The sequence below is a fragment of the Burkholderia arboris genome, from assembly GCF_038723655.1.
In the GTDB taxonomy this organism is placed as follows: Bacteria; Pseudomonadota; Gammaproteobacteria; order Burkholderiales; family Burkholderiaceae; genus Burkholderia; species Burkholderia arboris.
In genome coordinates this window covers 129,898-152,373 of the sequence record NZ_CP109822.1, presented here as the reverse complement: position 1 = coordinate 152,373, position 22,476 = coordinate 129,898, and the positions used below count along the sequence as shown (strand labels likewise).

The following is a 22,476-nucleotide window of genomic DNA, read 5'->3' as shown; positions in this document are numbered from 1 at the left end:
CACACATATGGCTCACATTCCTCAAATCAGGATTCCCGCGACCTACATTCGCGGCGGCACCAGCAAGGGCGTATTCTTCCGGCTGCAGGATCTGCCGGACGCCGCGCAGGCGCCGGGCGCCGCGCGCGACGCGCTGCTGCTGCGCGTGATCGGCAGCCCCGATCCGTACGGCAAGCAGATCGACGGGATGGGCGGCGCGACGTCGTCCACCAGCAAGACGGTGATCGTGTCGAAGAGCACGCGGCCCGGCCACGACGTCGACTACCTGTTCGGCCAGGTCGCGATCGACAAGGCGTTCGTCGACTGGACCGGCAACTGCGGCAACCTGTCGGCGGCCGTCGGCCCGTTCGCGATCAGCGGCGGGCTCGTCGATCCGGCGCGCGTGCCGCGCGACGGCGTCGCGACCGTGCGGATCTGGCAGGCGAACATCGGCAAGACCATCATCGCGCACGTGCCGGTCACGAACGGCGCGGTGCAGGAGACGGGCGACTTCGAGCTGGACGGCGTCACGTTCCCGGCCGCCGAAGTGCAGCTCGAATTCATGGACCCGGCCGCCGAGGAAGAAGGGGCGGGCGGGTCGATGTTCCCGACCGGCAACCTCGTCGACGATCTCGCGGTGCCGGGCGTCGGCACGCTGAAGGCGACGATGATCAACGCGGGCATCCCGACGATCTTCGTCGAGGCGGAAGCGATCGGCTATACGGGCACCGAGCTGCAGGACGCGATCAACGGCGATGCGAAGGCGCTCGAGAAGTTCGAGACGATCCGCGCGCACGGCGCGCTGCGCATGGGCCTGATCGATACGCTCGATGAAATCGCGACGCGGCAGCACACGCCGAAGATCGCGTTCGTCGCGAAGCCGGCCGATTACGTCGCATCGAGCGGCAAGCGCGTGAACGCGGGCGACGTCGACCTGCTGGTGCGCGCGATGTCGATGGGCAAGCTGCACCACGCGATGATGGGCACGGCGGCAGTCGCGATCGGCACGGCCGCGGCGATCCCCGGCACGCTCGTCAATCTCGCGGCGGGCGGCGGCGCACGCAACGCGGTGCGCTTCGGCCATCCGTCGGGCACGCTGCGCGTCGGCGCGGAAGCACAGCTCGAGAACGGCGAGTGGAGCGTCACGAAGGCGATCATGAGCCGCAGCGCGCGCGTGTTGATGGAAGGCTGGGTGCGGGTGCCGGGCGACGCGTTCTGATCGTTGCGGGCGGTATCGATGGAGATGCGGGCGGCTTCGGCCGCCCGCGTCGTTTTCGTCAGCCGTGCAGGAAGCGGCGCAGCGCGTCGTGGCTCAGGCGGCGCGCCGTTTCGGACACGCGTGCGCCAGGCACGATGTCGAAACCGTGCACGCCGCCGGGCAGCACGTGCAGTTCCGTCGGCACGCCCGCGCGGAGCAGGCGCTGCGCATAGTCGAGATTTTCGTCGAGGAACAGGTCGAGCGAGCCGACCGACAGGAACGCGGGCGGCAGGCCGTCGAGCCGCGTGGCGCGCGCGGCGGCCGCGTAGGGCGACACGCCGTCGATGCCTGGCGCGTGACCGAGCAGCGAGGTCCAGCCGAACCGGTTGTTGGCCGCATGCCAGACGAATTCGCCGGTATGCGGATGCGGCGTGCGCGTGCAGGTGCGATCGTCGAGCATCGGATAGACCAGGTGCTGGAACGCGAGCCGGTATTCGCCGCGGTCACCGGCCAGCAGCGCCAGCGCGGCGGCGAGCCCGCCGCCCGCGCTTTCGCCGGCCACGCCGATCCGCGTTGCGTCGATGCCGAGCGTATCGGCATGGCGGAAGACCCAGGCGAGCGCCGCGTAGCAATCTTCGATCGCGCCGGGAAACACGGTTTCCGGCGCGAGCCGGTAGTCGATCGAGATCAGCGCGCAGCCGAGCTGCGTGACGAGCGACCGGTGCACCGCCTCGAGATCCTTCGCCTTGCCGCGCACGAAGCCGCCGCCGTGCATGTGGACGATCGCCGGGAGCGGGCGCGCGTGATCGTCGGGCAGGTAGACGAGGACCGGGACGTCCGGCGCGCCGGCGGGACCGGGCACCATGTGGCGTTCGAGCGTGCTGCCGGCAAGGTCGGGCGGCGGCAGCGGCAGCACGCGTTCGCGCGACTGCGCGAGGTTTTCGACGCCGAGCGTGACGGTCGGCCAGGTCTCGAGCAGCGGGCGGATTTCAGGATCGACGAGATGCAGGGTGTCCAACGCGTGGCTCCATCATGAAGGTAGGAGGTGCGCCGTGGTCAGAGCACGCTGCGCGCGATGACCCAACGGTGCACCTCGGTCGGGCCTTCGAAGATGCGCATCAACCGCGCTTCGCTGGCCATCTGCTGCAACGGCATTTCCTTCGTCATGCCCATCGCGCCGAGCGTCTGCATCGCATGATCGATGACGGTCGATGCCATTTCGGTGGCGAACACCTTGACCATCGAAATCTGCGTGCGTGCATCCTGCCCGGCATCCACGCGCGCGGCCGCTTCGTAGGTCATGAGGCGGCACGCGTGGATCTGCGTGAGCGCGTCGGCGACCCACCACTGGACCGCCTGGCGTTCCGCGAGCGGCACACCGAAGGTCTTGCGCTGTTTCGCATAGTCGCACAGCATCGTGACCGCGCGCTCGGCGCGGCCGATGCACCACGCGGCCATCTCCAGCCGCCGGTTCGCGAGCCGTGCCTGCATCGGCGCGAAGCCGGCGCCTTCCTGGCCCAGCAGTTGCGCCGCGGGAATGCGGCAGTCCTCCAGCACGATTTCATACGTCGACAGTCCGCCGATCATCGGGATCCGGCGCTCGATGACGAAGCCCGGCGTGTCGCGATCGACGATGAACGCCGACATGCCGCCGCGCTTGCCCTTGCTTCGATCGGTGAGCGCCATCACGATCGTCCAGTCGGCTTCAGGCGCGTGGCTGATCCAGATCTTCCGGCCGTTCAGTACCCAGCTGTCGCCATCGCGCACGGCCGTCGTCGACAACGCGCCCGGATCCGAGCCGGCGCCGGGTTCGGAGATCGCCATCGCGGCGTGCGTGACGCCGCGTGCGTACGGGGCGAGATAGCGCGCGCGCTGTGCGTCGTCGGCCACTTCGCACAGCATCCGCAGGTTCGGTGAATCGGGCGGCAGGATGTACGGTGTCACGGTCGTGCCGATCGCCTCGTTCACGCCGACCATCGCGACGGCCGGCAGGTCCGAGCCACCGGCATCGAGTGGCGCGTCGAGGCCCCACAGGCCGAGTTGTCGGGAACGCTCGTCGAGGTGCGAGCGTTCATCGTCGAGCAGCCCGAAACGCTGGCCGTCGGCCTCGCGCGCCATGACGGCTGCTTCGAGCGGAATCAGCTCGTCCTTCACGAAACGTGCGACGAGGTCGCGGATCATCCGGTGTTCGAGTTCAAGGTCGAAATTCATGGGAGTCGATGAGTGGGAGAAAAGGGAGGTCGATGCCGTCAGCCGGCGTTCGCGCGTGACACCGCGCGGCCGCGCAGCGTGCCGAGCAACGCGATGGCGCCGGCCGCGAGCAGCGCGGCGTTGAAATACAGCCCGCCGCGCATCGACCCGGTGGCCGTGTTGAGCACGCCCATCAGAAACGGGCTCGCGAACCCGCCGATCGCGCCGGACATCGTGATCGCCGCGATCGCGACCGCCATCGAGCGCTTCGGCAGTGCGAGCCCCGGCAGCACCCAGAAAGCGGGCAACGACGCGGCGTGCGTGGCGACCGCGAGGCAGAGCGCGATCAGCAGGTGCGATGTGCCGCCGACGCTCGCCAGCCCGGCGAGCGCGGCCGCACACGCGAGCATCGCGACGGCGCCGTGCCCGCGCCATTCGCGCCGGCGCTCGGTGCGCCAGCCCATCGCGAGCATGCCGACGATGCCGCACAGGTAGGGGAGCGCGGACAGCAGACCGATCTGCATCGCGCCATGCAGCCCGCCGCGATGCAGGATCACGGGCATCCAGAACACGAGCGCGTAGCCGGCGGCCGCGATCGCGAAATTGGCCGCGCACAGCAGCCAGAAGTCGCGGTGTGCGAGCAGTGGCCGCGCCGCGTTTGCGTCCGGCGTGCCGGCTTCGGCCTGCGCATGCGCGGCGCGCAGCGCGGCCTTGTCGGCATCCGACAGCCAGCGTGCGTCGTCCGGCCGGTCGTCGAGAAAGCGCAGCGCGACGAGGCCGAGCACGCTGCTCGGCAGCCCTTCGACGAGGAACAGCCATTGCCAGCCGCTCAGGCCGGCGGCGCCGTCGAAGTAAGAGAGGATCGCGCCCGACACGGGGCCGGCGATCAGTCCCGCGAGGTACAGCGCGGTCATGAACAGCGCGAATGCCTTCGCGCGCTGCCGCGGCGGATACCACGCGCCGAGATAGAACAGGATGCCGGGGAAGAAGCCGGCCTCGAACACGCCGAGCAGGAAGCGGCACGCGTAGAACTGCGCGGGCGTCGTGACGAACATCGTCGCGGCCGAGCCGAGCCCCCACAGCACCATGATCCGGGCGATCGTCTTGCGTGCACCGATCCGCGCAAGCAACGCGTTGCTCGGAATCTCGAATGCCATGTAGCCGATGAAGAAGATGCCCGCGCCGAGCCCGTAGACGGCGTCGGAGAAGTGCAGTTCGGCGGCCATCTGCGCGTGCGCGAAACCGATGTTGATCCGGTCGATGAACGACAGCGTGTAGCAGAGGATCAGGAACGGCAGCAGCCTGCGCGAGATCCGGCGGTAGAGCGCCTGCGTCGCGCGCTCGTCGACGGCGGCCGGGTGAGTGGAAAGGGTCGGGGTCATGGACACTCCGTCAGAAGCGGTGAACGATGCCGAGCGCGAACACCTGCTCGGTGCCGCCCGGTTGCGGCTGCAGGCCGACGACGACCGTGTTGCGGGCGTCGCCGCCGTTCTTCATGTAGAGATAGCGTGCATAGAGCGAGGTGCGCTTCGACAGCGGATGGTCGTAGCCGACGCCGAGCGCGGTCGCGTCGTTCGCCGAGCCTTTCACGTCGCGGCGCACGATCGAGACGAGCACGCGATCGAGCGCGCCGACGTTGATCGACGCGCCGGCGCTCGCGGTCGAGAACGCGGGCAGGTGCGGCGCCGTGCCGACGCCGTACAGGAACGCGGCGTACAGCTTGACGCGCGCGAACGCGTAGTTGGCCGCGAATACGTAGTGGCGCGTCGTCGACGGCGAGACGACGGGCGCCAGGTTGCCGGCCGATGTGTCGCCCTGGAAGCCGGCGCCGAGGTAGAGCCCGCCGATCCGGTACTGGAGCCCGGCGCCGTAGTTGCGCCCGGCTTGCGTCGACAGCGCGTTCGGCGTCGGAAAGCCGTACGTGGCCATCACGCGCAGGCCGTTCCAGTCGGGGCTCAGATACGACGCCGCCTGGTTGAAGCGCGGAATCGGCGGGGTCGTGTTGCTCGTGATCGTGTCGGTCGACGTCGCGAGCAGCGCGAGCGGCGACAATCGTTCGTTGAGCCCGAACGGATCGCCGTCATACACGACGTAGAACGCGGGCGTGTATTGCCGGCCGAGCCGGAGGTCGCCGTAGCGCGTGTTCTGCAGCGACACGTAGGCCTGCCGGTAGAACAGCGTGCCGCCCTGGAACGATCCGTCGGCCGGCGAGAAGCCGCTTTCCAGCACGAACTTCGTCGATGTGCCGCCGCCGAGATCCTCGACGCCCGTGAGGCCGAAGCGGCTCGTCGACGAGCCGCCGCCGCTTTGCCGCACGCTCGACAGGCTGCCGATGCGATCGAATTCGACGTAGCTGTCGACGATCCCGTACAGCGTGACCGACGACGCGTGCGCCGACGTGGCGCACAGCATGCACACGCCGATCAGGAGTGCTTTCCGTTGCATGAAGGTGTCTCCGTTCCATGTCTTTTTTTTGCGCGCCCGCGTTCTGGGAGCGGTTGCGCGCGGGGTGTCGCCGTGCCGTATCGGGTTCAGCGCCCCTTGAATACCGGCTTGCGCTTCTCGAGAAACGCGCGGGCGCCCTCGATCCGGTCCTCGCTCGCGTAGACGTCGGGGCCGACGTCCAGCCGCAGCGCGGCGGCCACCGGCAGCCCCTGGCTGCGCGTCGCGGTTTCCTTGATGCGGCGGATCGTGAGCGGCGCGTTCGCGGCGATCGTCTGCGCCAGTTCGCGCACGGTGTCGTCGAGTGCGGCGCCGGGGACGACGCAGTTCAGCAAGCCGGCGCGCTGCGCTTCGTCCGCGTCGAAGCGGCGGCCCGTGAACAGCAGCTCCATCGCGATCGCGCGCGGCAGCAGGCGCGGCAGCAGCACGCTCGCGAAGTTCGCGCCCATCCCGACCCGCGCTTCGGGCAGCGCGAAGGTCGCGTGATCGGCGGCGATCCGCAGGTCGCACGCGAGCGCGATTTCGCAGCCGCCGCCGATGGCGTGGCCGTTGACGGCCGCGATCGTCGGCTTGCGCAGTTCGAGAATCAGCTCGTGCACGTTGCGGGCGAGCCCGCGCATCGGCTGCATCCCGCGTATCTCGGGATCGCCGAGATCGACGCCCGCGCTGAACGCGCGTTCGCCCGAGCCGCGGATCACGATGACGCGGATCGACGGGTTGTCGTCGAGCGTGACGAGTTCGTCGCACAGGCGCCGGATCGCTTCGGCGGACAGCGCATTGGCGACGTGCGGGCGATGGATCGTCAGCCACGCGATGCCGTCGTCGTCGTTGCGCAAGATCGACGGCGCGTCGTCGCCCGTCAGCGAGGAAAACGAGCCGGACGCGCTCATGACGTGCTCCCGGTGGCGTCCGCGCGCGTGTCGTGGAGTACGCCAGCCTGCCGCAGTACATCCCGGCGCGCTGCGTCGATGCCGAACGCGTCGAGCACGGCGTCGGTGTCGGCGGCGAACGGTTGGGGCGGCCGGCGTATCGAGCCGGGCGTGCGTGACAGTTTGGCGGGGATGCCTGCGCCGGTGTACGTGTCGGTGTCGACGAACATCGCGTTGCGCGCGGCCTGCGGGTGGCCGAATGCATCGGCGACGGTATTGACCGGCCCGGTCGCGACGCCGGCCTGCATCAGCCGCTCGACGACGTCGTCGGCACGCAGCTCGGCGGTCAGCTGGCCGAGCAGCGTGTCGAGCGCGTCGCGATGCGCGACGCGCTGCGCGTTGGTCGCGAACCGCGGGTCGCGCGCCAGCTCGGGCACGCCGAGCGCGTCGACGAGCCGTGCGAACGTTCGGTTGTTGCCGGCGCCGGTCGCGACCGGCTTGTCCTTGCACGGATAGACGCCGTACGGCGCGATCGCGCCGTACACGTTGCCGGTCGCGACGGGAACCTCGCCGGTCGCGATCCAGCTCGTGCTGACCGGATGCAGCATCGACAGCGCGGTGCTGAACAGGTCGATGTCGACGTGCTGCCCGAGGCCGGAGCGCGTCCGTTCGACCAGTGCGAGCAGGACGCTCGATACCGCGCTCAGGCCGGCCGCGAAATCGACGACCGGGAACGGCACCTTGAGCGGCATGCCGCCCGGCTCGCCGTTGATCGACATGAAGCCGGCGAGGCCTTGCGCGACGGCGTCGTAGCCCGGAAAGCGCGCGAGCGGGCCGTCGGTGCCGTATCCGGAGATCGAGCAATGAACGAGGCGCGGGAAGCGCTCGCGCAGGCAGTCCTCGTAGCCGATGCCCCAGCGTTCGAGCGTGCCTTGCTTGAAGTTGTCGATCAGCACGTCGGCTGTTTCGAGCAGACGGAACAGCACGTCGCTTCCGTCGGGATGCGACAGGTCGAGTGCGAGATTGCGCTTGTTGCGGTTGAGCCCCCAGTAGTAGCTGGAAATGCCGTTCGGCATCGCGGGCCCCCAGTCGCGCGTCTCGTCGCCCTGCGGCGGTTCGATCTTGATGACGTCCGCGCCGTGGTCGGCGAGCGTCTGCGCGCAGAACGGCCCCGCATAGACGCGGCTCAGGTCCACCACGCGCACGCCTGCGAGCGCGCCTTCGGTACTGCTGATCATGACGATGTCTCCTTCGATGTGGATGCGATGCGCCGGCAGACCGGCACGCGCCGGCTGCACGGCCGTGATGTGTCGCGGGTTCAGCCGCGCGCGGCGAACAGCGCGTTGACCGCCGCGCGATGTTCGGGCGTTGCGTGCGCGAACGCCTGGTACGACGCGGACAGGTCGAGCAGCGTGTCGAGGCTTGCATGGCGGCCTTCGCGCAGCAGCCGCTTGGTCAGGCGCAACGCGGTACCCGAGTGACGGGCGATGCGGCCGGCGAGTTCGTGGGCGTGCGCGAGGAGGTCGCCGTCGGGCACGACGCGCGACACGAGCCCGCAGCGCAGCGCCGCTTGTGCGTCCAGCGCGTCGCCCGTGAACGACATTTCCGCGGCGACGGCGGCGCCGACGATCTGCGGCAGGAACCATGCGCCGCCGTCGCCGGGCACGAGGCCGAGGGCGATGAAGCTCTCGGCGAAGCGCGCGCGGTCGGCGGCGATGCGGATGTCGCACATGCACGCGAGATCGGTGCCGGCGCCGATCGCCGGGCCGTTGACCGCCGCGATGGCCGGCACTTCGAGATGCTGGAACGCCTGGGCGAGGCGCTGGATGCCGCGACGGTAGCTGGTCCGGATCGCGGCGAGATCGTGCGGGTCCGATTCCATGAACGCGCGCATCGCCTTCACGTTGCCGCCCGACGAGAACGTCGTGCCGGCGCCGGTCAGGACCAGCACGCGGATCGATTCGTCGCGGTTCGCGTCGTCGCAGCATTCGGTCAGCGCGTCGATCGCATCGGTGTCCGAAATGGCGTTGCGGGTTTCGGGACGGTTCATCGTGACGGTCAGGATCGGGCCCTGCCGTTCACGGATCAGAAAGGCTGCCATGGTTGGTGTCTCCGTGTGTTCTGTGCCGCGGGACTTCACGTCGCGGGCCGAAGCCTAGTATCGTCACGACGGTTGGCGGCGGGAAATTCCGTTCCACATATGTGGAAGGCCCGTCCCGGTAGCTGCGGAGAGGGCGGGATGAGCGGAAACGTGGTCAAGAGCGCGGCGCGCGTGTTCGAGGTACTGGAACTCTTCAGCACATTGCAGCGGCCGCTGAGCGTGCGCGAGATCGCCACGCGCTGCGGGTATCCGGGGTCGAGCGCGGCGGCGCTGCTGACCAGCATGAAGGCGCTCGGCTATCTCGCGTACGACGACGCGACCCACGCGTATGCGCCCACCGCGCGGCTCGTCAATCTCGGCGAAGCGCTGGTCGATTCGGCGGCCGGCAGCCGGCGGCACTGGCATGCCGTCGCGAAGCGACTGGCGGCACGTACGCACGAGGCGGTCGTGATCGCGGTGCAGAGCGATCTGTACGTGCAGTACATCGATGCGGTCGAGGGTTCGCATACGATTCCGATCCAGTTCTACGCGCCGATCGGCACGCGTCGCGAGATGTGTATGTCGGGGCTCGGCTGGGCGCTGCTGAGCCTTCAGCCGGACAGCGCGATCCGCCGGCTCGTCTCGCGCAGCATCCGCAGGATCGGGAAGTCGGGCAGGACGATCGACGAGGATGTCGTGCTCGACAAGGTCGAACAGACGCGCCGGCTCGGCTATTCGTATTCGGCGCATACGGTCACGCAGGGCGCGGCGATGATCTCGATGGTGATCGCGGACGGCTGGAACGGCCTGCCGCTGGCGATGGGGGTGGCCGGTCCCGTCGAGAGGATCGACGCGCGTCGCGACGCGATCGTGAAGGCGATGCGGGAGGCGCTTGACGCACGGCGTCCGGATGCGGCAGCCGGCTAGTCGACTAGTCGGCCGACGCCGGCGCGAGCCGGCATTCGCATAGAATCGGGAAGTTTCGCCGCTCCTGTTCCGGCTGCATTTCAGCGAGGTCGCCATGGCATTGAACGCGCCGCTTTCCGGCATCCACATCGTCGAATTCGAAGGTCTCGGCCCCGGCCCGCTCGCGGGCTGGATGCTCGCCGGGATGGGCGCACGGATCACGCTGATCGCGCGCCCGTCCGGCCGCACGAGCGCGCCGGACGCGCTGCGGGCCCGCGACGGCGATCTGCTGCGCGAAGGCAAGACGATCGTCGAGCTTGACCTGAAGGCGCCGGCCGGCCGCGATGCGGCGCTCGACCTGATCGCACAGGCCGATGCGCTGATCGAGGGGCTGCGGCCCGGCGTGATGGAGCGGCTCGGTCTCGGGCCCGACGATTGCTCGCGCCGCCACCCGAAGCTCGTGTACGGGCGGATGACCGGCTGGGGGCAGCACGGCCCGCTCGCGGCCGCGGCCGGGCACGACCTGAACTACGTCGCGCTGACGGGGCTGCTGTCGCTGTCCGCGCCGCGCGACGGCCGGCCGGGCGTGCCGCCGACCGTCGTCGGCGATGCGGGCGGCGCGCTCGGGCTCGCGTTCGGGATCGTCTGCGCGCTGTTCGACGTTCGCGGCGGCGGGCCGGGGCGCGTGGTCGACGGCGCGATCGTCGACATCGTGTCGATGCTCGGCTCGCTTGCGCTGTGGGCGCGAGCGAACGGGCAGCTCGACGGCGCGCAGCCGAGCCTGTTCCACGATGCGCCGTTCTACGACGTGTATCGCTGCGCGGACGGCGAGTACGTGACGATCGGCGCGCTCGAACCGCCGTTCTATGCGTTGCTGGTCGAACGGCTCGGGCTGGCCGACGTCGATCCGGCATCGCAGTACGACCGCGCGCGCTGGCCGGCGCTGAAGGCGCGTTTTGCCGACGTGTTCGCGCAGCAGCCGTCCGCGCACTGGCGCGCGCTGCTCGAAGGCACGGACGCGTGTTTCGCGCCGGTGCTGAGCGTGGCCGACGCGGCCGTACATCCGCACAACGCGGCGCGCGGGATCTATCGAACTGACGAGAACGGAAACGTGCGGGCGCGCGTGGCGCCGCGTTTCTTGCCGCTGGCTGACGACGCCGCCGGTTAGCGGCGCGAAGGCTTGCTGTGCGAAATCGGGTAGCGGCCGCTCAGACCGTTATCCGGCCCGTCTCACGCCGTTTCCTCCGGCGCATCCGACATCTTCCCGTCGCCGACGCGGTTGATCGTGCCTTGCGCGATCGCGACGAGCCGCTCGTGGTCGCCGTCGATGACGAACACGTGACACTGGCAGGTCGCCTGGTGCCGTCCCGCATAAACGAGCTTGGCACGCGCGACGAGCGTGCCGTTCACGGCCGGCCGCAGGTAGTTGATCTTGTATTCCGCGGTGATCACGCGCGGGCCGAGCACGAGCGCGCCCGCGAACGTCAGCGCATTGTCCGCGAGATAGCTGATGACGCCGCCGTGCACGAAACCGTGCTGCTGCCGCAGTTCCTCGCGCACGGGCAGACACAGCGACACTTCGTTGTCGCCGATATGCATCAGCTCCGTGCCCAGCAGCATGCTGAACGGTTGCGCGCGCAATGCGCCGCGCGCGTGGTCCGTGATGTCGGTCATCGAACTTCCTTCGAAATGAGTGCCCGCTTGCGCTGAACTCTAGGAAGGGGGCTGCGGATAAGCAAGGAAATTCGTCCGCATTTCCTGCAAATTCCGGTGCGATGCGACGCGATTATTGCGTCAAATACCGGAGATCTCCCGGTTTGCGGGCGATTCCGCGGGAATGCGCGGGCAACGCGAACTTTGCCGCGTTCCGTTCCTAAAGTCCGACGAAGAAATGCCGCTAATGCCGGGGCATTGCTTCATCGTCCGCTCTCCAGGAACCTCCCCATGTTCGGAAAAATCAAGCTCGCGTCGGGTCTGCTCGGCGTGTTGACCGTGTTTTGCCTCTTCCTGCTCGCGATCGAAGCGCTCGGCTTCTGGGCGCTCACGTCGACGCGTAGCGGCGTCGACGATCTGTCGAACGTCGCGATCGCGCAGGTCGGCGCGGCCAGCCGGGCGACCGAGCAGCTGCTCGACGCGCGCATCAACCTGTCGCGCGCCGGCACGCGGATGGTGCGCGGTGGCCCGAAGCCGGAAGACATCATCCGTCATGCAGGCGCGTCGCTCGCGGAAGCGGACAAGGCGTTTGCCGTGCTGACGGCCGCGCAGGCGGTCGACGACACGAACCGCGCACGCGTCGCGGCGCTGACCGAGCGTTATCGCGCGCTGCGCGGCGCGCTGGGCGAACTCGTGCAGTTCCTCGACGCCGACAACATCCAGGCTTTCCTCGACCAGCCGACGCAAAGCATCCAGGACGCCTATATCGCCGAACTGCACCGCTTCACCGACTACGGCGGCGCATCGAGCCGCGCGGCCCTCGACACGATCGACGGCGGCATGCTCTGGTTCAAGTCGGTCGGCATCGTGCTGCTGGTGGCGATGCTCGCGGCGAGCGCCGCGATCTACGCGGCTGCACGGCGCGCGGTGGTCGCACCGCTGGAGGAAGCCGGCCGCCACTTCGAGCGGATCGCGCAGGGCCGGCTCGACGAAGCCGTGCGCGCGGGCGGTGTGTTCGAAATCGACCGGATGCTGCGCGGCCTCGCCACGATGCAGGCGAGCATCGCGGGCACCGTGCGCACGGTGCGCCAGGCGTCCGACGCGATCCACCTCGGCGCGGGCGAGATCGCGGGCGGCAACGCCGACCTGTCGGCGCGCACGGGCACGCAGGCCGCGTCGCTCGAGGAAACGGCCGCGAGCATGGAGGAACTGACCGCAACCGTCCGGCAGAACACCGACAGCGCACGCGCAGCCAGCGCGCTGGCCGACGCGGCGCTCGAAGCGACGGGCCACGGCGGCGGCGTGGTCGACAGCGTGATCGACCGGATGCGCGGCATTGCGCAGAGCTCGGGGCGGATCGCGGAGATCATCTCGGTGATCGACGGCATCGCGTTCCAGACCAACATCCTCGCGCTGAACGCGGCGGTCGAGGCTGCGCGGGCCGGCGAACAGGGGCGTGGTTTCGCGGTGGTCGCAGGTGAAGTGCGCTCGCTCGCGCAGCGCAGCGCGCAATCGGCGAAGGAGATCAAGGCGTTGATCGAGGATTCGGTCGCGCAGATCAACGGTGGCGCAGCGCTCGTCGAGCGCGCCGGCGATGCGATGCGGACGGTGTCGGCGTCGATTACGCGCGTCGTGCAGACGATGTCGGAGATCACCTCGGCGTCGGTCGAGCAGAGCGTCGGGATCGAGCAGGTGAATCAGGCCGTCACGCAGATGGATCAGCTCACGCAGCAGAACGCGGCGCTGGTCGAGGAAGTCGCGGCGGCGGCCGCGTCGCTGAACGACCAGACCGCACACCTGATGCAGGCGGTGTCGGTGTTCGAGCTGGGTGACGGACGTTCCGCACGCGGCGAGCGCGCGGCGCCGTCGTTCGCCGGGGCGGGTTACGAACCGGCCGGCAGCGCCGCGTAGGCGGTCGCGAGGTGGTAGGGCGTCGTCGACGGCATGTCGGCGCGCGCCACCTGCCCGTCTGCCGTCTTGCACTCGAACCAGCCGCGCGGATGCAGGAAGCGCGCGGCGAACCGCTCGATCTGCCGCGCGAGCGGCGCGGAGGCCGGCGTGCCGCCGTGCGTCGCGAGCGCGCGCAGGTATTCGGTCTGCGCCCAGATCCGCTGCGTGCCGTCGACGCACGCACCTTGCGCATCGAGCGCCGCACAGACGCCGCCCGTCTGCGGATCGACACCGTATTGCTCCGCGAACGTGAACGCGCGCGACAGCGCGGCGGGGAGCCCGGTCTGCGCGAGCCGCGCGCCGGCCGCATCGACCAGATAGAACCACTCGAACTGATGGCCGGGTTCGAAACGGTTGTCGGCTGCGCCAAGCGGCAGTTCGGCCACGCAGCCGGTGGCCGCGTCGACGAACGTGCGCTCGACGGCCTGCGCGGTGCGCATCAGCGCATCGTCGAACGCCGCGTCGCCGAAGGCATCGGCGGCCGCGAGCCACGCTTCGGTCAGGTGCATCAGCGGATTCTGCAGCGCCCCGCTGCCGGACGACGAGAAATCGGCGTGTCGCGCCGCATCGAGCAGCGCGTCGCCGTGGTGCGGCGCGAAGCGGTCCTGGATCAGCCCGGCAGTCTCCTCGGCCACTTTGCGCGCGGCGGCGTCGCCCGACGCTGCATGCCACGCAGCGCACGCGAACACGATGAACGCGTGCGTATAGAGATCCTTGGTCGTATCGAGCGGCGCGCCCTGCGCGTCGACGCTGTAGATCCAGCCGCCGTGGCGCGCGTCGCGAAAGTGCCGGCACAGTGCGTCGAACAGCGTGGCCGCGTGCGCGGTGTCGCCGGCCTGCGCGAACACAAACAGTTGCCGTGCGCACGCCATTGCGCGATAACGGGTGACGGGCAGCGGCGCGTGGGTGGCCGGATCGACGGCCTCGAACGGCAACTGCAATGTCTGGTCGAACCCTGAACCCCGCCAGATCGGCAAGACGACGTGCGCGAAATGGTGGCGCAGCTGGGCGGCCTGGGCGGAAGCGGAGTCGGAAACGGGCATGACGGGGTTGAGCGCTTGGATCGAAACGTGTCGGCGCGGCCCGGAGGATCGGCGCGGCCGGGGCCAAGGATAAAACATTCCGCGCGGCCGGCACCAAAAAAAGGAGAGAAATCGGATGCTCAGCAACCTGGAACTCGTGATGCGGCTCGTTCTGGCGGCGGCGCTCGGCAGTGTCATCGGCTTCGAGCGCGAGCGCCTGTCTTGGGCGGCCGGCCTGCGCACGCACATGCTGGTGTGCGTCGGCTCGACGCTGATCATGATCGTGTCGGCGTTCGGCTTCGCCGACGTGCTCGGCAGCAGCGACCACGTCGTGCTCGATCCGTCGCGGATCGCCGCGCAGGTCGTGTCGGGGATCGGCTTCCTCGGCGCGGGCTCGATCCTGCTGCGCGGCGAGATCGTGCGGGGGCTGACGACGGCCGCGAGCCTGTGGTCGGTCGCCGCGATCGGCCTCGCGGTGGGCGGCGGGCTCTATCTCGCGTCGATTTCGGCGACCATCATCATCCTGATCATCCTGGCCGGCATCAAGCCGCTGGAACGCCGCTACTTCACGGTGCGCCAGCGGCGCCAGCTCGCGCTGACGGTCGTGAGCGGCGCGTTGACGTTCGATTCGCTGCACGCGGCGCTCGGCCCGGACAGTGCGCGCGTGAAGCAGTTCATCGTGCAGCGCGCCGACGATACGGGCGAGCACGACGAAGTGCGCATCGCGCTCGCGCGGGTGTCGGAACTCGAATACCAGGCGATCTGCGACAAGCTGCGGGCGCTGAAGGGTGTCACGCGTTTCGAAGAGGGCAACGGGCTGTCGGGCGACGAATAGGCTGAATCGGCAACGGGGCATGCGACAATGGCCGACCACCGATTCCGTTCGACATCCGGTTCCGCGCCTGCGGGCCCCGCCATCCGATTTCCATGACCGAATCCGTCTCCTTGCCTCGCCCCCGTTCCCGTTCCAGTCGTTCGTCGACCCGTTCCCGCCAGCGCTCGGCCGCTGCCGCAGGCAGCACGTCCGCAAGGGCGACGGCGCGGCCCGGCAACGCGCCGGCCGGCGATGCGCTGCGGGACGAACGGACGCTCGACCTGTTCGGCGATCCGGTGCTCGAGCCGGGCGAGCGTGCGCCGGGTGCGGCGCGCGATGAGGCTGTCGTGGAAGACGACGCGGCAGCCGGTGTCGCGGACGGGCGACAGGCCTCGCTGGACGGGTTCATCGCGCCGGAGGGGGCGATCGCGGCCTCGGCTGTGCACGCGGCAGCGGAAGGTGCGGCGGCGCCGGATGTCGTGGCGGCAGCGGAGGGTGTTTCGACGCCGGAAGGTGATGCGGCCGCGGACGCCGCCGGTACATCGGCAGCGGGGCGCGTCACGAAGGCAGCCGATCTGCCTGCGGCCGATGGCGTGGCCACGAAGGCCGGCGTGCCTGCGGCCGACGGCGCCATGAAGGCGGCAACCACGCTGCAAACGTCCGATGGCGCTGCGGCGAAGGCGATCGAATCGCCAGCGGCGGATGCTGAAGTCGAGCAGCCCGCGGCCGAGGTCGTGGCCGTCAAATCGCGCGACGGGAAAGCCTCCGGCGATGCCGTGAAAGAGCGCCGCCCATCGTCGGGCGGCAAACGCCGCGCGGCTGCCGGTGCAGGCGAAGCGGCGGCAACGCGATCCGGAGCGGTTGCGACGCGCGCCGACTCGACGCCGGAAGCGACCGAATCGAACTTGCCGCCGGTTGCCGCTGCGCCGGTCGAAGCGCAGACGCCGGCGCAGCCGGCCGAACCGGCCAGCACCGCGCATTCCGCGAAGCCCGGCGAAGCGACGCCTCAGCCCGACGTTTCGCCGTCGCCGGTCACGCAGCCGGTGGCATCCGCCGCGTCTTTCGTGACCAGGCCGTCGTCGGAACGCGCGCAGCCGGCCGCGCCGGCGTTCGACCCGGACACGCACCTGCGCCCGCTGACCGACCGGCTCGCCGCGCTGCAGGCCGACGTGGACGGCCTGACGCACACGGCCGATCGCGAGATGCGCCGCGTCAACCGTTTGCTGCTGGCGCTGGCCGTCGTCGTGCTGGCGGGGCTCGTTGCACTGGTGATGCAAACGCGGCAGATCGCGCTCCTGAAGCAGGACGTGGCCACGAAGCAGCAGCGGATCGATCGCCTCGCGGCCGATCTGTCGACGCAGCAGGCAACGCTGATGACGCTCGAAGAGCACCACGAAGCGCTGCTGTCGCAAGTCGACCGGCTGCAGCGCAACGCGAACCGCGAGGCGGCCGTCGCGAAGCGTGCTCACCGCGCGCGTTAATCGTTTCGACCCTGTCATGAAAGCCTGACGGAGCAAGGATCGCCGTTCTGCATCGACGATCGGCGGTTGCGCGCCTGCGGCAAACTGATGCGGTTCACTGGCAGAGTTCAGGGAAAACCCTTAGAATGGAGGTCATCTAAGGGATAACCCTAGTCACATCTGTCAGGAGTCTCACATGAGCTTCATCCTCGCCCTGCTGCAAAAGATCGACGACCTGTTCGTGTCCCCGCATCTGCCGCTCGACGCCGAATACTCGTACGCTGCGCGTCGCGCCGAAGCCGAGCGCGTGCGCCGTGCGCACCTCGTGCCGATCGTCCTGTACCGTCGCTGATTCGCTGATTCGCTGATTCGCTGATTCGCTGATTCGCTGATTCGCTGATTCGCTGATTCGCTGATTCGCTGATTCGCTGATTCGCTGATTCGCTGATTCGCTGATTCGGCGCGGCGCTCGCTGCACCTGCCTGCCCGCTTTCCGCCGTCGCGTTGCGCGCCGGTGCGACCGTCCCGCTACACTGGAAGTCCGATTCCCTTTGCGGCGACCGGGCCATGTTGCAGATGCGGCCGATGACGGCCGGCGAATTCCGTGCGTACCGCACGCGAGCCATCGACGGCTACGCGCGCGATCTCGTTTCATCCGGACAAAACGCTGTCGAAGACGCCGTCGATCGTGCGCGCGCCTGTTTCGACACGCTCCTTCCGGACGGCCTGCTGACAGCCGGCCAGACCCTCGTGATGCTCATCGACGGCGCCGGCGGCGACGCGGTGGGCGACCTCTGGTACGCGATCGTGCCCGAAGGGCCGAACCGCACGCTGTTCATCTACGACCTCGACATCGCCCCGTCCCGGCGCCGCCAGGGCTGGGCCACGCGCACGCTCGATGCGCTCGACGCCGAGGCGCGCCGGTACGGCGTCACCGAGATCGGTCTGTCGGTGTTCAATCACAACACGGCCGCCCGGGCGCTGTATCGCGCGTGCGGCTTCGCGCCGATCACGACGACGTTGATCAAGCCGGTCGTGTCGGACTGAATCCGCCGGCCGGCGATGCGTCGTGACGCGCTGCCGGTTCGAGGTTCGACACGCCGCAACCGGCCAGCGCCGGCACGCCTCCCGATCCTTCCTGTTGGCCGATGGCCGCTGGCCGAATGGCCGTTCTGCCATCCGGCCAGCGCCACCGGCACGCTTCAGCGTGCGCGGCCTTTCCATCTCCGCAGCAGCAATGCGTTCGTCACGACGCTGACGCTCGAAAACGCCATCGCCGCGCCCGCGATCACCGGGTTCAGCAAGCCGAATGCCGCGAGCGGCACGCCGACCAGGTTGTAGACGAATGCCCAGAACAGGTTCTGCTGGATCTTCCGGTACGTGCGTTTCGAGATGTCGATCGCGTCGGCGACGAGCGCCGGGTCGCCCCGCATCAGCGTGATACCGGCCGTGTGCATCGCGACGTCCGTACCGGTCGCCATCGCGATGCCGACATCGGCCGCGGCGAGCGCGGGCGCATCGTTGATCCCGTCACCGACCATCGCGACGATTCCGCCGTGCGTGCGCTTCAGCTCGGCGACGACGCGCGCCTTGTCGTCGGGCAGCACTTGCGCGTGCACTTCGCCGATGCCGAGCGACGCCGCGACGGCCGCCGCGCTGCCGCGGTTGTCGCCGGTCACGAGTGCGCTGACGACGCCGCGCGCGGACAGCGCCGCGATCGCGTCGCGGGCGCCCGGCTTCACGGTGTCGCCGAACGCGATCAGCGCGAGCAACGTGCGCGGCGCATCGGCACGCATCAGCCACGAGATCGTGTTGCCGGCGCGTTCGAGTTCGGCCGCGCGGGCGTCGAGCTCGGGCGGCACCGCGATGCCGAGCTCGTCGCGCCAGCGCGTGCTGCCGAGCGCGAGCAGCTGGCCGCCGACACGCGCCTCCACGCCGCGTCCGGCCACCGCGCGTGCATCGGCCGCGACGGCCGGCGGCGTGGTGTCGCCGCGCGCGGCAACGTCCGCATCGTATGCGGCGACCACGGCACGCGCGAGCGGATGGTCGCTCTGCCGCTGCACGGCCGCCGCAAGCGCGAGCGCGTCGGGGCGCGACACGCCGACGGCTTCGAACGCCGTCACGGACGGCTTGCCTTCGGTCAGCGTGCCGGTCTTGTCGAACGCGATCACGGTCGTGCGTTGCGCGAGTTCGAGCGCTTGCGCGTCCTTGATCAGCACGCCGTGCCGGGCTGCCACGCCCGTGCCGGCCATGATCGCGGCGGGCGTCGCGAGACCGAGCGCGCACGGGCACGCAATCACGAGCACCGCGACCGCGTTGAGGATCGCGGTTTCCGTCCCGGCGCCGGCGATCAGCCAGCCGACCAGCGTCAGCACGGCGATGCCGAGGATCGCCGGCACGAACACCTCGCTGACCCGATCGACGAGCCGCTGGATCGGCGCCTTCTCGGCCTGCGCGGATTCGACGAGGCGAATGATGCGCGCGAGCGTCGTTTCCGCGCCGATCGCGGTGGTTTCGACGACGAGCGCGCCTTCGCCGTTGATCGAGCCGGCCGTGACGGCGTCGCCGTCGTCTTTCGGCACCGGCAGGCTTTCGCCGGTGATCAGCGATTCGTCGATGTGCGAGCGGCCCGACACGATCCGGCCGTCGACGGGCACGCGCTCGCCGGGCCGGATGCTGACCTGCGTGCCGACGCGCACCTGCGCCAGCGGCACGTCGCGCTCGACGCCGTGCTCGACGACGCGCGCACGGTCGGGGCGCAGCGCGTTCAGCGCACGGATCGCCTCGGTGGTCTGGCGCTTCGCGCGCGATTCGAGCCATTTGCCGAAGCGCACGAGCGTGACGATGACGGCCGACGCCTCGAAATACAGATGGCCGGGATGCGCGGGATCGCGCAGCAGCATCCACAGGCTCAGGCCGTATGCGGCCGACGTACCGAGTGCGACGAGCAGGTCCATGTTGCCGGTGCGCGCCTTCACCGCATGCCAGGCCGCGCGGTAGAAGCGCGCGCCGAAGCCGAACTGCACGATCGACGCGAGCACGAGCTGCAGCCAGCCGGGCAACATCAGGTCGATGCCGAACGGCGCGACGAGCATCGGTGCGACGAGCGGTGCGCTCAGCACGGCGGACCAGATCACGAGGTTGCGTTCGCGCACCGCTTCGCGGCGCTTGCGGGCATCGGGGTCCTGCGCGGGGCTGGCCGGTTGCGCGTCGGTGCCGGCCGTTGCGCCGGCTGACGGCGCGGCGGCGAGCGATGCACGGTAGCCGGCTGTGGTGACCGCCGCGATCAGCGTGGCGGCGTCGAGTGCGCCGGCGCCATGCACCGATGCGCGCTCGGTCGCGAGATTGACCGTCGCGCGCGCGACGCCCGGCACGGCGGCCAGCGCTTTTTCGACGCGGCCGGCGCAGGACGCGCAGGTCATGCCGCCGATGTCGAGTTCGAGTCCGGCGGAGGCGGAGACTGCGGGCGGCGTGGCGGCGGCGACCGGTGTCGCGCCGTAGCCGGCCTGTTTCACCGCTTCGGCGAGCCGCGCGGCGGACACGCCGGCTGTGGCGTCGACGGTGGCGCGTTCGGTCGCGAGGTTGACCGACGCACGCGTGACACCCGGCACGTTTGCCAGTGCTTTTTCGACGCGCGACACGCAAGACGCACAGGTCATCCCGTCGATGTCGATTTCGATTTCGATGCTGGCGGGCGTGACGGGCGTGACGGGCGTGACGGGCGTGACGGGCGTGACGGGCAAGGCGGCGACGGCGGCCGGGATGGCGGTGTCCGGCACCGCGGGCGTCGCACCATAGCCGGCCTGCTTCACGGCATCCGCCAGTTGCGCTGCGGAAACCCCCGCCGACGCGTCGACGGTGGCGCGTTCGGTTGCGAGGTTGACCGATGCGCGCGTGACGCCCGGCACTTTCGCCAGCGCCTTTTCGACGCGCGACACGCATGACGCACAGGTCATGCCGTCGATATCGAGCTCGATCGTGGCGGCGGCGGGAGGAAGCATGGTCGCTGCGGACGGCGCTGCTTCGTGCTGCACATGCTCCGCCGGTGCGGCCGCGGCGGCTTCAACGGCCACGTCGCGCACGGCCGCGCGGTAACCGGCTTCGTGGATTGCGTCGACGAGCCGGCCGGGCTCGACCGTGTCCTGCGCGGTCACCGTCGCCGCATGCGCATCGAGATCGACCGCAGCATCGACGACGCCCGGCACGGCGGCCAGCGCGCGCTGCACGCGGCCCGTGCAGCCGCCGCAATGCATGCCGTCGACGCTCAGCCCGATCGTTTGCAGCGCTGCGGAGGCAAGTGGTTCTGTCATGTCGGATTCCCCAAAAGCGCGGTTTGTGCCGCGAATGGTTCCAGTATCAACATTCCCATGATGGTAAGGTCAAGCACCAGATTGCAAGTGCGGAGGGGGCGCGGATTCCGGGAGCCCCCGCGGGCCCCTTTCAGCCTGTCGATCCTATATGGGGGTGATCGCGCTGCACACCAGTTGTTCGCTTTCGTAGAAAGCGGCGCATGATCTGCACCTGACGGAACAATATGCCGACCCCGGCTGTAAAATCCGACGCTCTATAAACAGGCGCGGGGGCCATCCGATGTTCGATTTCAAAAATTCCAGCAAAGAGGCATTGAAGGCGGAATACAAGCGTATTTCCCGGGAAGTCGGCGACGATCAATTCTTTACGAAAAAGGAGTTGAATCATCTGCCTGAAATCCTGATGGACGGCGAGCAGGTGTTGGCCTTTTCGTCCGGATTGATGGACGGCAATACCTGGTTGATCGTACTCACCGACCACCGCGTCGTGTTCCTCGACAAAGGTCTCATTTACGGCCTCAAACAGGTTTCGATCAATCTCGACAAGGTGAATTCGGTATCGGGAACGACCGGAATGATGTTCGGCGAAATCCGCATCGAGGATGGCGCCAGCGAGCGGATCATCAAGAACGTCTGGAAGAAAACGGTTGTGCCGTTCACGAACAAGGTGAGAGACGCGATTCGCGAGTACACGCGGGCATCGAATCCGGCGATCGCCGTATCCGCGCCGCCTGCCGCCGACGACGTCGTATCGAAGCTGGAGCGGCTTGCCGCGTTGAAGGAGCGGGGGATTCTCACCGATGCCGAGTTCTCGGAGCAGAAGATGAAGATCCTGGCGTCGTAATCCCGAGGTGACAGGCATTGCGGGCGGGCCGTTGCATCGCGGGGAAGCGACGGGCTTGCCGACAATGCAAACCGCGCCCGTTCCGTGCAAGGCATTGCGCTGCCTCTGCCCGGAACGCGTAATCGTCGACGTTGTACCGGTATTGACTGGCCGTCGAGAGCCGTCGCTATTGGCCGGCGCGTCATGATCCATACCGGATAGTTGGCGACGCCGAAAAATATAACCGGTCAATTCTCCTGACTAACTGCGCGCCGGAACGGCGCCAAATCCCGCGGCCCCGCGCCATACCGTTTCGCATTTCGTCTTCGATACGAGGCGCCAGCCGGAAGTTTTTATATTAACAATGACGGTATGCCTCCCTTCGTTAGCCTTGCGGTGCTTTTAAATGGCGGTCAGACAGGAGCAAAAGCCCGTTGAAACGGTGAGCGTCACCGCATCGGCGCTGTTCACCGCTTGCGACAAGAACGAAGTCTCCGCGGACCAGACATGCAAGGGCAAGGCCCTGGCCGTGGGCGGAACGGTTCAAAGCATCGACAAGGATCCCTTCGACAACATCGTCGTGAAGTTGAAGGCCCGCAACCGGTTCATGCCGGTCAATGCCTATCGGAGCAAGGCGTACGAAGCGCGCGCCGCGTCGCTGGAAAAGGGACAGAAAGTGTCGTGGGTGCGCGAAGGCGCCGGGCGCCTCATCGGCAGCCCGATCCTGCGAGATTGCTTTCCTGCGTAATCGTTGAGCAGGCCCGCGTGACGAAGCCCGCA

General features: G+C 68.9%; 20 protein-coding genes. 10 read left to right on the top strand and 10 right to left on the bottom strand.

Going from position 1 to position 22,476, the window contains the following annotated elements:
• Nucleotides 1–7 precede the first annotated feature (7 nt).
• Complete coding sequence (prpF, locus tag OHZ10_RS17855) at nt 8–1,198, top strand: 2-methylaconitate cis-trans isomerase PrpF (protein ID WP_174991636.1); 1,191 nt, start codon at nt 8–10, stop codon at nt 1,196–1,198.
• A gap of 58 nt (nt 1,199–1,256) precedes the next feature.
• On the opposite strand, the gene OHZ10_RS17850 is transcribed toward prpF, so the two are convergent.
• The 7 genes from OHZ10_RS17850 to OHZ10_RS17820 form a co-directional block, all read right to left on the bottom strand.
• On the bottom strand, nt 1,257–2,195 hold the full coding sequence (locus tag OHZ10_RS17850; RefSeq protein WP_059238572.1) for an alpha/beta hydrolase: 939 nt from the start codon (nt 2,193–2,195) through the stop codon (nt 1,257–1,259).
• A 38-nt stretch (nt 2,196–2,233) separates the two neighbouring features.
• Nucleotides 2,234–3,388 carry an acyl-CoA dehydrogenase family protein gene (locus OHZ10_RS17845; protein WP_059238574.1) on the bottom strand — a complete coding sequence of 385 codons (1,155 nt, stop codon included), beginning with the start codon at nt 3,386–3,388 and terminating at the stop codon, nt 2,234–2,236.
• Nucleotides 3,389–3,426: 38 nt separating this feature from the next.
• Nucleotides 3,427–4,749, bottom strand: a complete 1,323-nt coding sequence (locus tag OHZ10_RS17840) for an MFS transporter (RefSeq protein WP_059238576.1) — start codon at nt 4,747–4,749, stop codon at nt 3,427–3,429.
• 10 nt (nt 4,750–4,759) lie between these two features.
• Nucleotides 4,760–5,812 (bottom strand): porin, encoded by a 1,053-nt coding sequence (locus OHZ10_RS17835; protein ID WP_340625602.1) that lies wholly within the window; start codon nt 5,810–5,812, stop codon nt 4,760–4,762.
• Nucleotides 5,813–5,898: 86 nt separating this feature from the next.
• Complete coding sequence (locus tag OHZ10_RS17830) at nt 5,899–6,699, bottom strand: enoyl-CoA hydratase/isomerase family protein (protein WP_174991631.1); 801 nt, start codon at nt 6,697–6,699, stop codon at nt 5,899–5,901.
• On the bottom strand, nt 6,696–7,916 hold the full coding sequence (locus OHZ10_RS17825; RefSeq protein WP_342705458.1) for a CoA transferase: 1,221 nt from the start codon (nt 7,914–7,916) through the stop codon (nt 6,696–6,698). Before OHZ10_RS17825 ends, OHZ10_RS17830 begins: the two co-directional genes overlap by 4 nt.
• Nucleotides 7,917–7,996: 80 nt before the next feature.
• Nucleotides 7,997–8,779 (bottom strand): crotonase/enoyl-CoA hydratase family protein, encoded by a 783-nt coding sequence (locus tag OHZ10_RS17820; RefSeq protein WP_059238580.1) that lies wholly within the window; start codon nt 8,777–8,779, stop codon nt 7,997–7,999.
• A 138-nt stretch (nt 8,780–8,917) separates the two neighbouring features.
• Here OHZ10_RS17820 and OHZ10_RS17815 point away from each other — a divergent pair, with 138 nt between their 5' ends.
• Complete coding sequence (locus OHZ10_RS17815; RefSeq protein ID WP_059238583.1) at nt 8,918–9,685, top strand: IclR family transcriptional regulator; 768 nt, start codon at nt 8,918–8,920, stop codon at nt 9,683–9,685.
• 94 nt (nt 9,686–9,779) lie between these two features.
• Nucleotides 9,780–10,832: a CaiB/BaiF CoA transferase family protein gene (locus tag OHZ10_RS17810; RefSeq protein ID WP_059238585.1), complete on the top strand. Its 1,053-nt coding sequence runs from the start codon at nt 9,780–9,782 to the stop codon at nt 10,830–10,832.
• Nucleotides 10,833–10,894: 62 nt separating this feature from the next.
• Here OHZ10_RS17810 and OHZ10_RS17805 read toward each other — a convergent pair whose 3' ends face one another.
• Nucleotides 10,895–11,338, bottom strand: coding sequence for a PaaI family thioesterase (locus tag OHZ10_RS17805; protein ID WP_059238587.1), 444 nt, complete (start codon nt 11,336–11,338; stop codon nt 10,895–10,897).
• A 270-nt stretch (nt 11,339–11,608) separates the two neighbouring features.
• Between OHZ10_RS17805 and OHZ10_RS17800 the strand changes: the two genes are divergently transcribed.
• Nucleotides 11,609–13,228 carry a methyl-accepting chemotaxis protein gene (locus OHZ10_RS17800; RefSeq protein ID WP_174991630.1) on the top strand — a complete coding sequence of 540 codons (1,620 nt, stop codon included), beginning with the start codon at nt 11,609–11,611 and terminating at the stop codon, nt 13,226–13,228.
• Here the strand turns inward: OHZ10_RS17800 and OHZ10_RS17795 are convergent.
• Nucleotides 13,201–14,310 carry an AGE family epimerase/isomerase gene (locus tag OHZ10_RS17795; RefSeq protein ID WP_059238591.1) on the bottom strand — a complete coding sequence of 370 codons (1,110 nt, stop codon included), beginning with the start codon at nt 14,308–14,310 and terminating at the stop codon, nt 13,201–13,203. The two genes, OHZ10_RS17800 and OHZ10_RS17795, sit on opposite strands and share 28 nt — an antisense overlap.
• 115 nt (nt 14,311–14,425) lie before the next feature.
• On the opposite strand from OHZ10_RS17795, the gene OHZ10_RS17790 reads away from it, so the two are divergent.
• From OHZ10_RS17790 to OHZ10_RS17775, 4 genes are all read left to right on the top strand, one after another.
• Nucleotides 14,426–15,124 (top strand): MgtC/SapB family protein, encoded by a 699-nt coding sequence (locus OHZ10_RS17790; RefSeq protein WP_175845840.1) that lies wholly within the window; start codon nt 14,426–14,428, stop codon nt 15,122–15,124.
• Nucleotides 15,125–15,216: 92 nt separating this feature from the next.
• A complete protein-coding gene (locus OHZ10_RS17785; RefSeq protein ID WP_342705457.1) occupies nt 15,217–16,584 on the top strand; it encodes a flagellar hook-length control protein FliK in 1,368 nt (455 codons plus the stop codon).
• Between the two features lie 175 nt (nt 16,585–16,759).
• On the top strand, nt 16,760–16,915 hold the full coding sequence (locus OHZ10_RS17780) for a hypothetical protein (protein WP_006481665.1): 156 nt from the start codon (nt 16,760–16,762) through the stop codon (nt 16,913–16,915).
• Nucleotides 16,916–17,130: 215 nt separating this feature from the next.
• Nucleotides 17,131–17,610 carry a GNAT family N-acetyltransferase gene (locus tag OHZ10_RS17775; RefSeq protein ID WP_059238597.1) on the top strand — a complete coding sequence of 160 codons (480 nt, stop codon included), beginning with the start codon at nt 17,131–17,133 and terminating at the stop codon, nt 17,608–17,610.
• A 155-nt stretch (nt 17,611–17,765) separates the two neighbouring features.
• Here OHZ10_RS17775 and OHZ10_RS17770 read toward each other — a convergent pair whose 3' ends face one another.
• Nucleotides 17,766–20,873 (bottom strand): heavy metal translocating P-type ATPase, encoded by a 3,108-nt coding sequence (locus tag OHZ10_RS17770; protein WP_342705456.1) that lies wholly within the window; start codon nt 20,871–20,873, stop codon nt 17,766–17,768.
• A gap of 280 nt (nt 20,874–21,153) precedes the next feature.
• Between OHZ10_RS17770 and OHZ10_RS17765 the strand changes: the two genes are divergently transcribed.
• Nucleotides 21,154–21,717, top strand: coding sequence for a PH domain-containing protein (locus OHZ10_RS17765; RefSeq protein ID WP_342705455.1), 564 nt, complete (start codon nt 21,154–21,156; stop codon nt 21,715–21,717).
• Between the two features lie 385 nt (nt 21,718–22,102).
• Nucleotides 22,103–22,444 carry an OB-fold protein gene (locus OHZ10_RS17760; protein WP_342705454.1) on the top strand — a complete coding sequence of 114 codons (342 nt, stop codon included), beginning with the start codon at nt 22,103–22,105 and terminating at the stop codon, nt 22,442–22,444.
• Nucleotides 22,445–22,476 lie beyond the last annotated feature (32 nt).

Excerpts from the sequence above, each read along its gene's own strand:
- OHZ10_RS17795 (WP_059238591.1), bottom strand. The coding sequence starts at position 14,310 with ATGCCCGTTTCCGACTCCGCTTCCGCCCAGGCCGCCCAGCTGCGCCAC.
- OHZ10_RS17820 (WP_059238580.1), bottom strand. The coding sequence starts at position 8,779 with ATGGCAGCCTTTCTGATCCGTGAACGGCAGGGCCCGATCCTGACCGTC.
- OHZ10_RS17770 (WP_342705456.1), bottom strand. The coding sequence starts at position 20,873 with ATGACAGAACCACTTGCCTCCGCAGCGCTGCAAACGATCGGGCTGAGC.
- OHZ10_RS17835 (WP_340625602.1), bottom strand. The coding sequence starts at position 5,812 with ATGCAACGGAAAGCACTCCTGATCGGCGTGTGCATGCTGTGCGCCACG.
- prpF (WP_174991636.1), top strand. The coding sequence starts at position 8 with ATGGCTCACATTCCTCAAATCAGGATTCCCGCGACCTACATTCGCGGC.
- OHZ10_RS17840 (WP_059238576.1), bottom strand. The coding sequence starts at position 4,749 with ATGACCCCGACCCTTTCCACTCACCCGGCCGCCGTCGACGAGCGCGCG.
- OHZ10_RS17845 (WP_059238574.1), bottom strand. The coding sequence starts at position 3,388 with ATGAATTTCGACCTTGAACTCGAACACCGGATGATCCGCGACCTCGTC.
- OHZ10_RS17760 (WP_342705454.1), top strand. The coding sequence starts at position 22,103 with ATGGCGGTCAGACAGGAGCAAAAGCCCGTTGAAACGGTGAGCGTCACC.
- OHZ10_RS17785 (WP_342705457.1), top strand. The coding sequence starts at position 15,217 with ATGACCGAATCCGTCTCCTTGCCTCGCCCCCGTTCCCGTTCCAGTCGT.
- OHZ10_RS17775 (WP_059238597.1), top strand. The coding sequence starts at position 17,131 with ATGTTGCAGATGCGGCCGATGACGGCCGGCGAATTCCGTGCGTACCGC.
- OHZ10_RS17830 (WP_174991631.1), bottom strand. The coding sequence starts at position 6,699 with ATGAGCGCGTCCGGCTCGTTTTCCTCGCTGACGGGCGACGACGCGCCG.
- OHZ10_RS17800 (WP_174991630.1), top strand. The coding sequence starts at position 11,609 with ATGTTCGGAAAAATCAAGCTCGCGTCGGGTCTGCTCGGCGTGTTGACC.
- OHZ10_RS17765 (WP_342705455.1), top strand. The coding sequence starts at position 21,154 with ATGTTCGATTTCAAAAATTCCAGCAAAGAGGCATTGAAGGCGGAATAC.
- OHZ10_RS17780 (WP_006481665.1), top strand. The coding sequence starts at position 16,760 with ATGAGCTTCATCCTCGCCCTGCTGCAAAAGATCGACGACCTGTTCGTG.
- OHZ10_RS17805 (WP_059238587.1), bottom strand. The coding sequence starts at position 11,338 with ATGACCGACATCACGGACCACGCGCGCGGCGCATTGCGCGCGCAACCG.
- OHZ10_RS17810 (WP_059238585.1), top strand. The coding sequence starts at position 9,780 with ATGGCATTGAACGCGCCGCTTTCCGGCATCCACATCGTCGAATTCGAA.
- OHZ10_RS17825 (WP_342705458.1), bottom strand. The coding sequence starts at position 7,916 with ATGATCAGCAGTACCGAAGGCGCGCTCGCAGGCGTGCGCGTGGTGGAC.
- OHZ10_RS17790 (WP_175845840.1), top strand. The coding sequence starts at position 14,426 with ATGCTCAGCAACCTGGAACTCGTGATGCGGCTCGTTCTGGCGGCGGCG.
- OHZ10_RS17815 (WP_059238583.1), top strand. The coding sequence starts at position 8,918 with ATGAGCGGAAACGTGGTCAAGAGCGCGGCGCGCGTGTTCGAGGTACTG.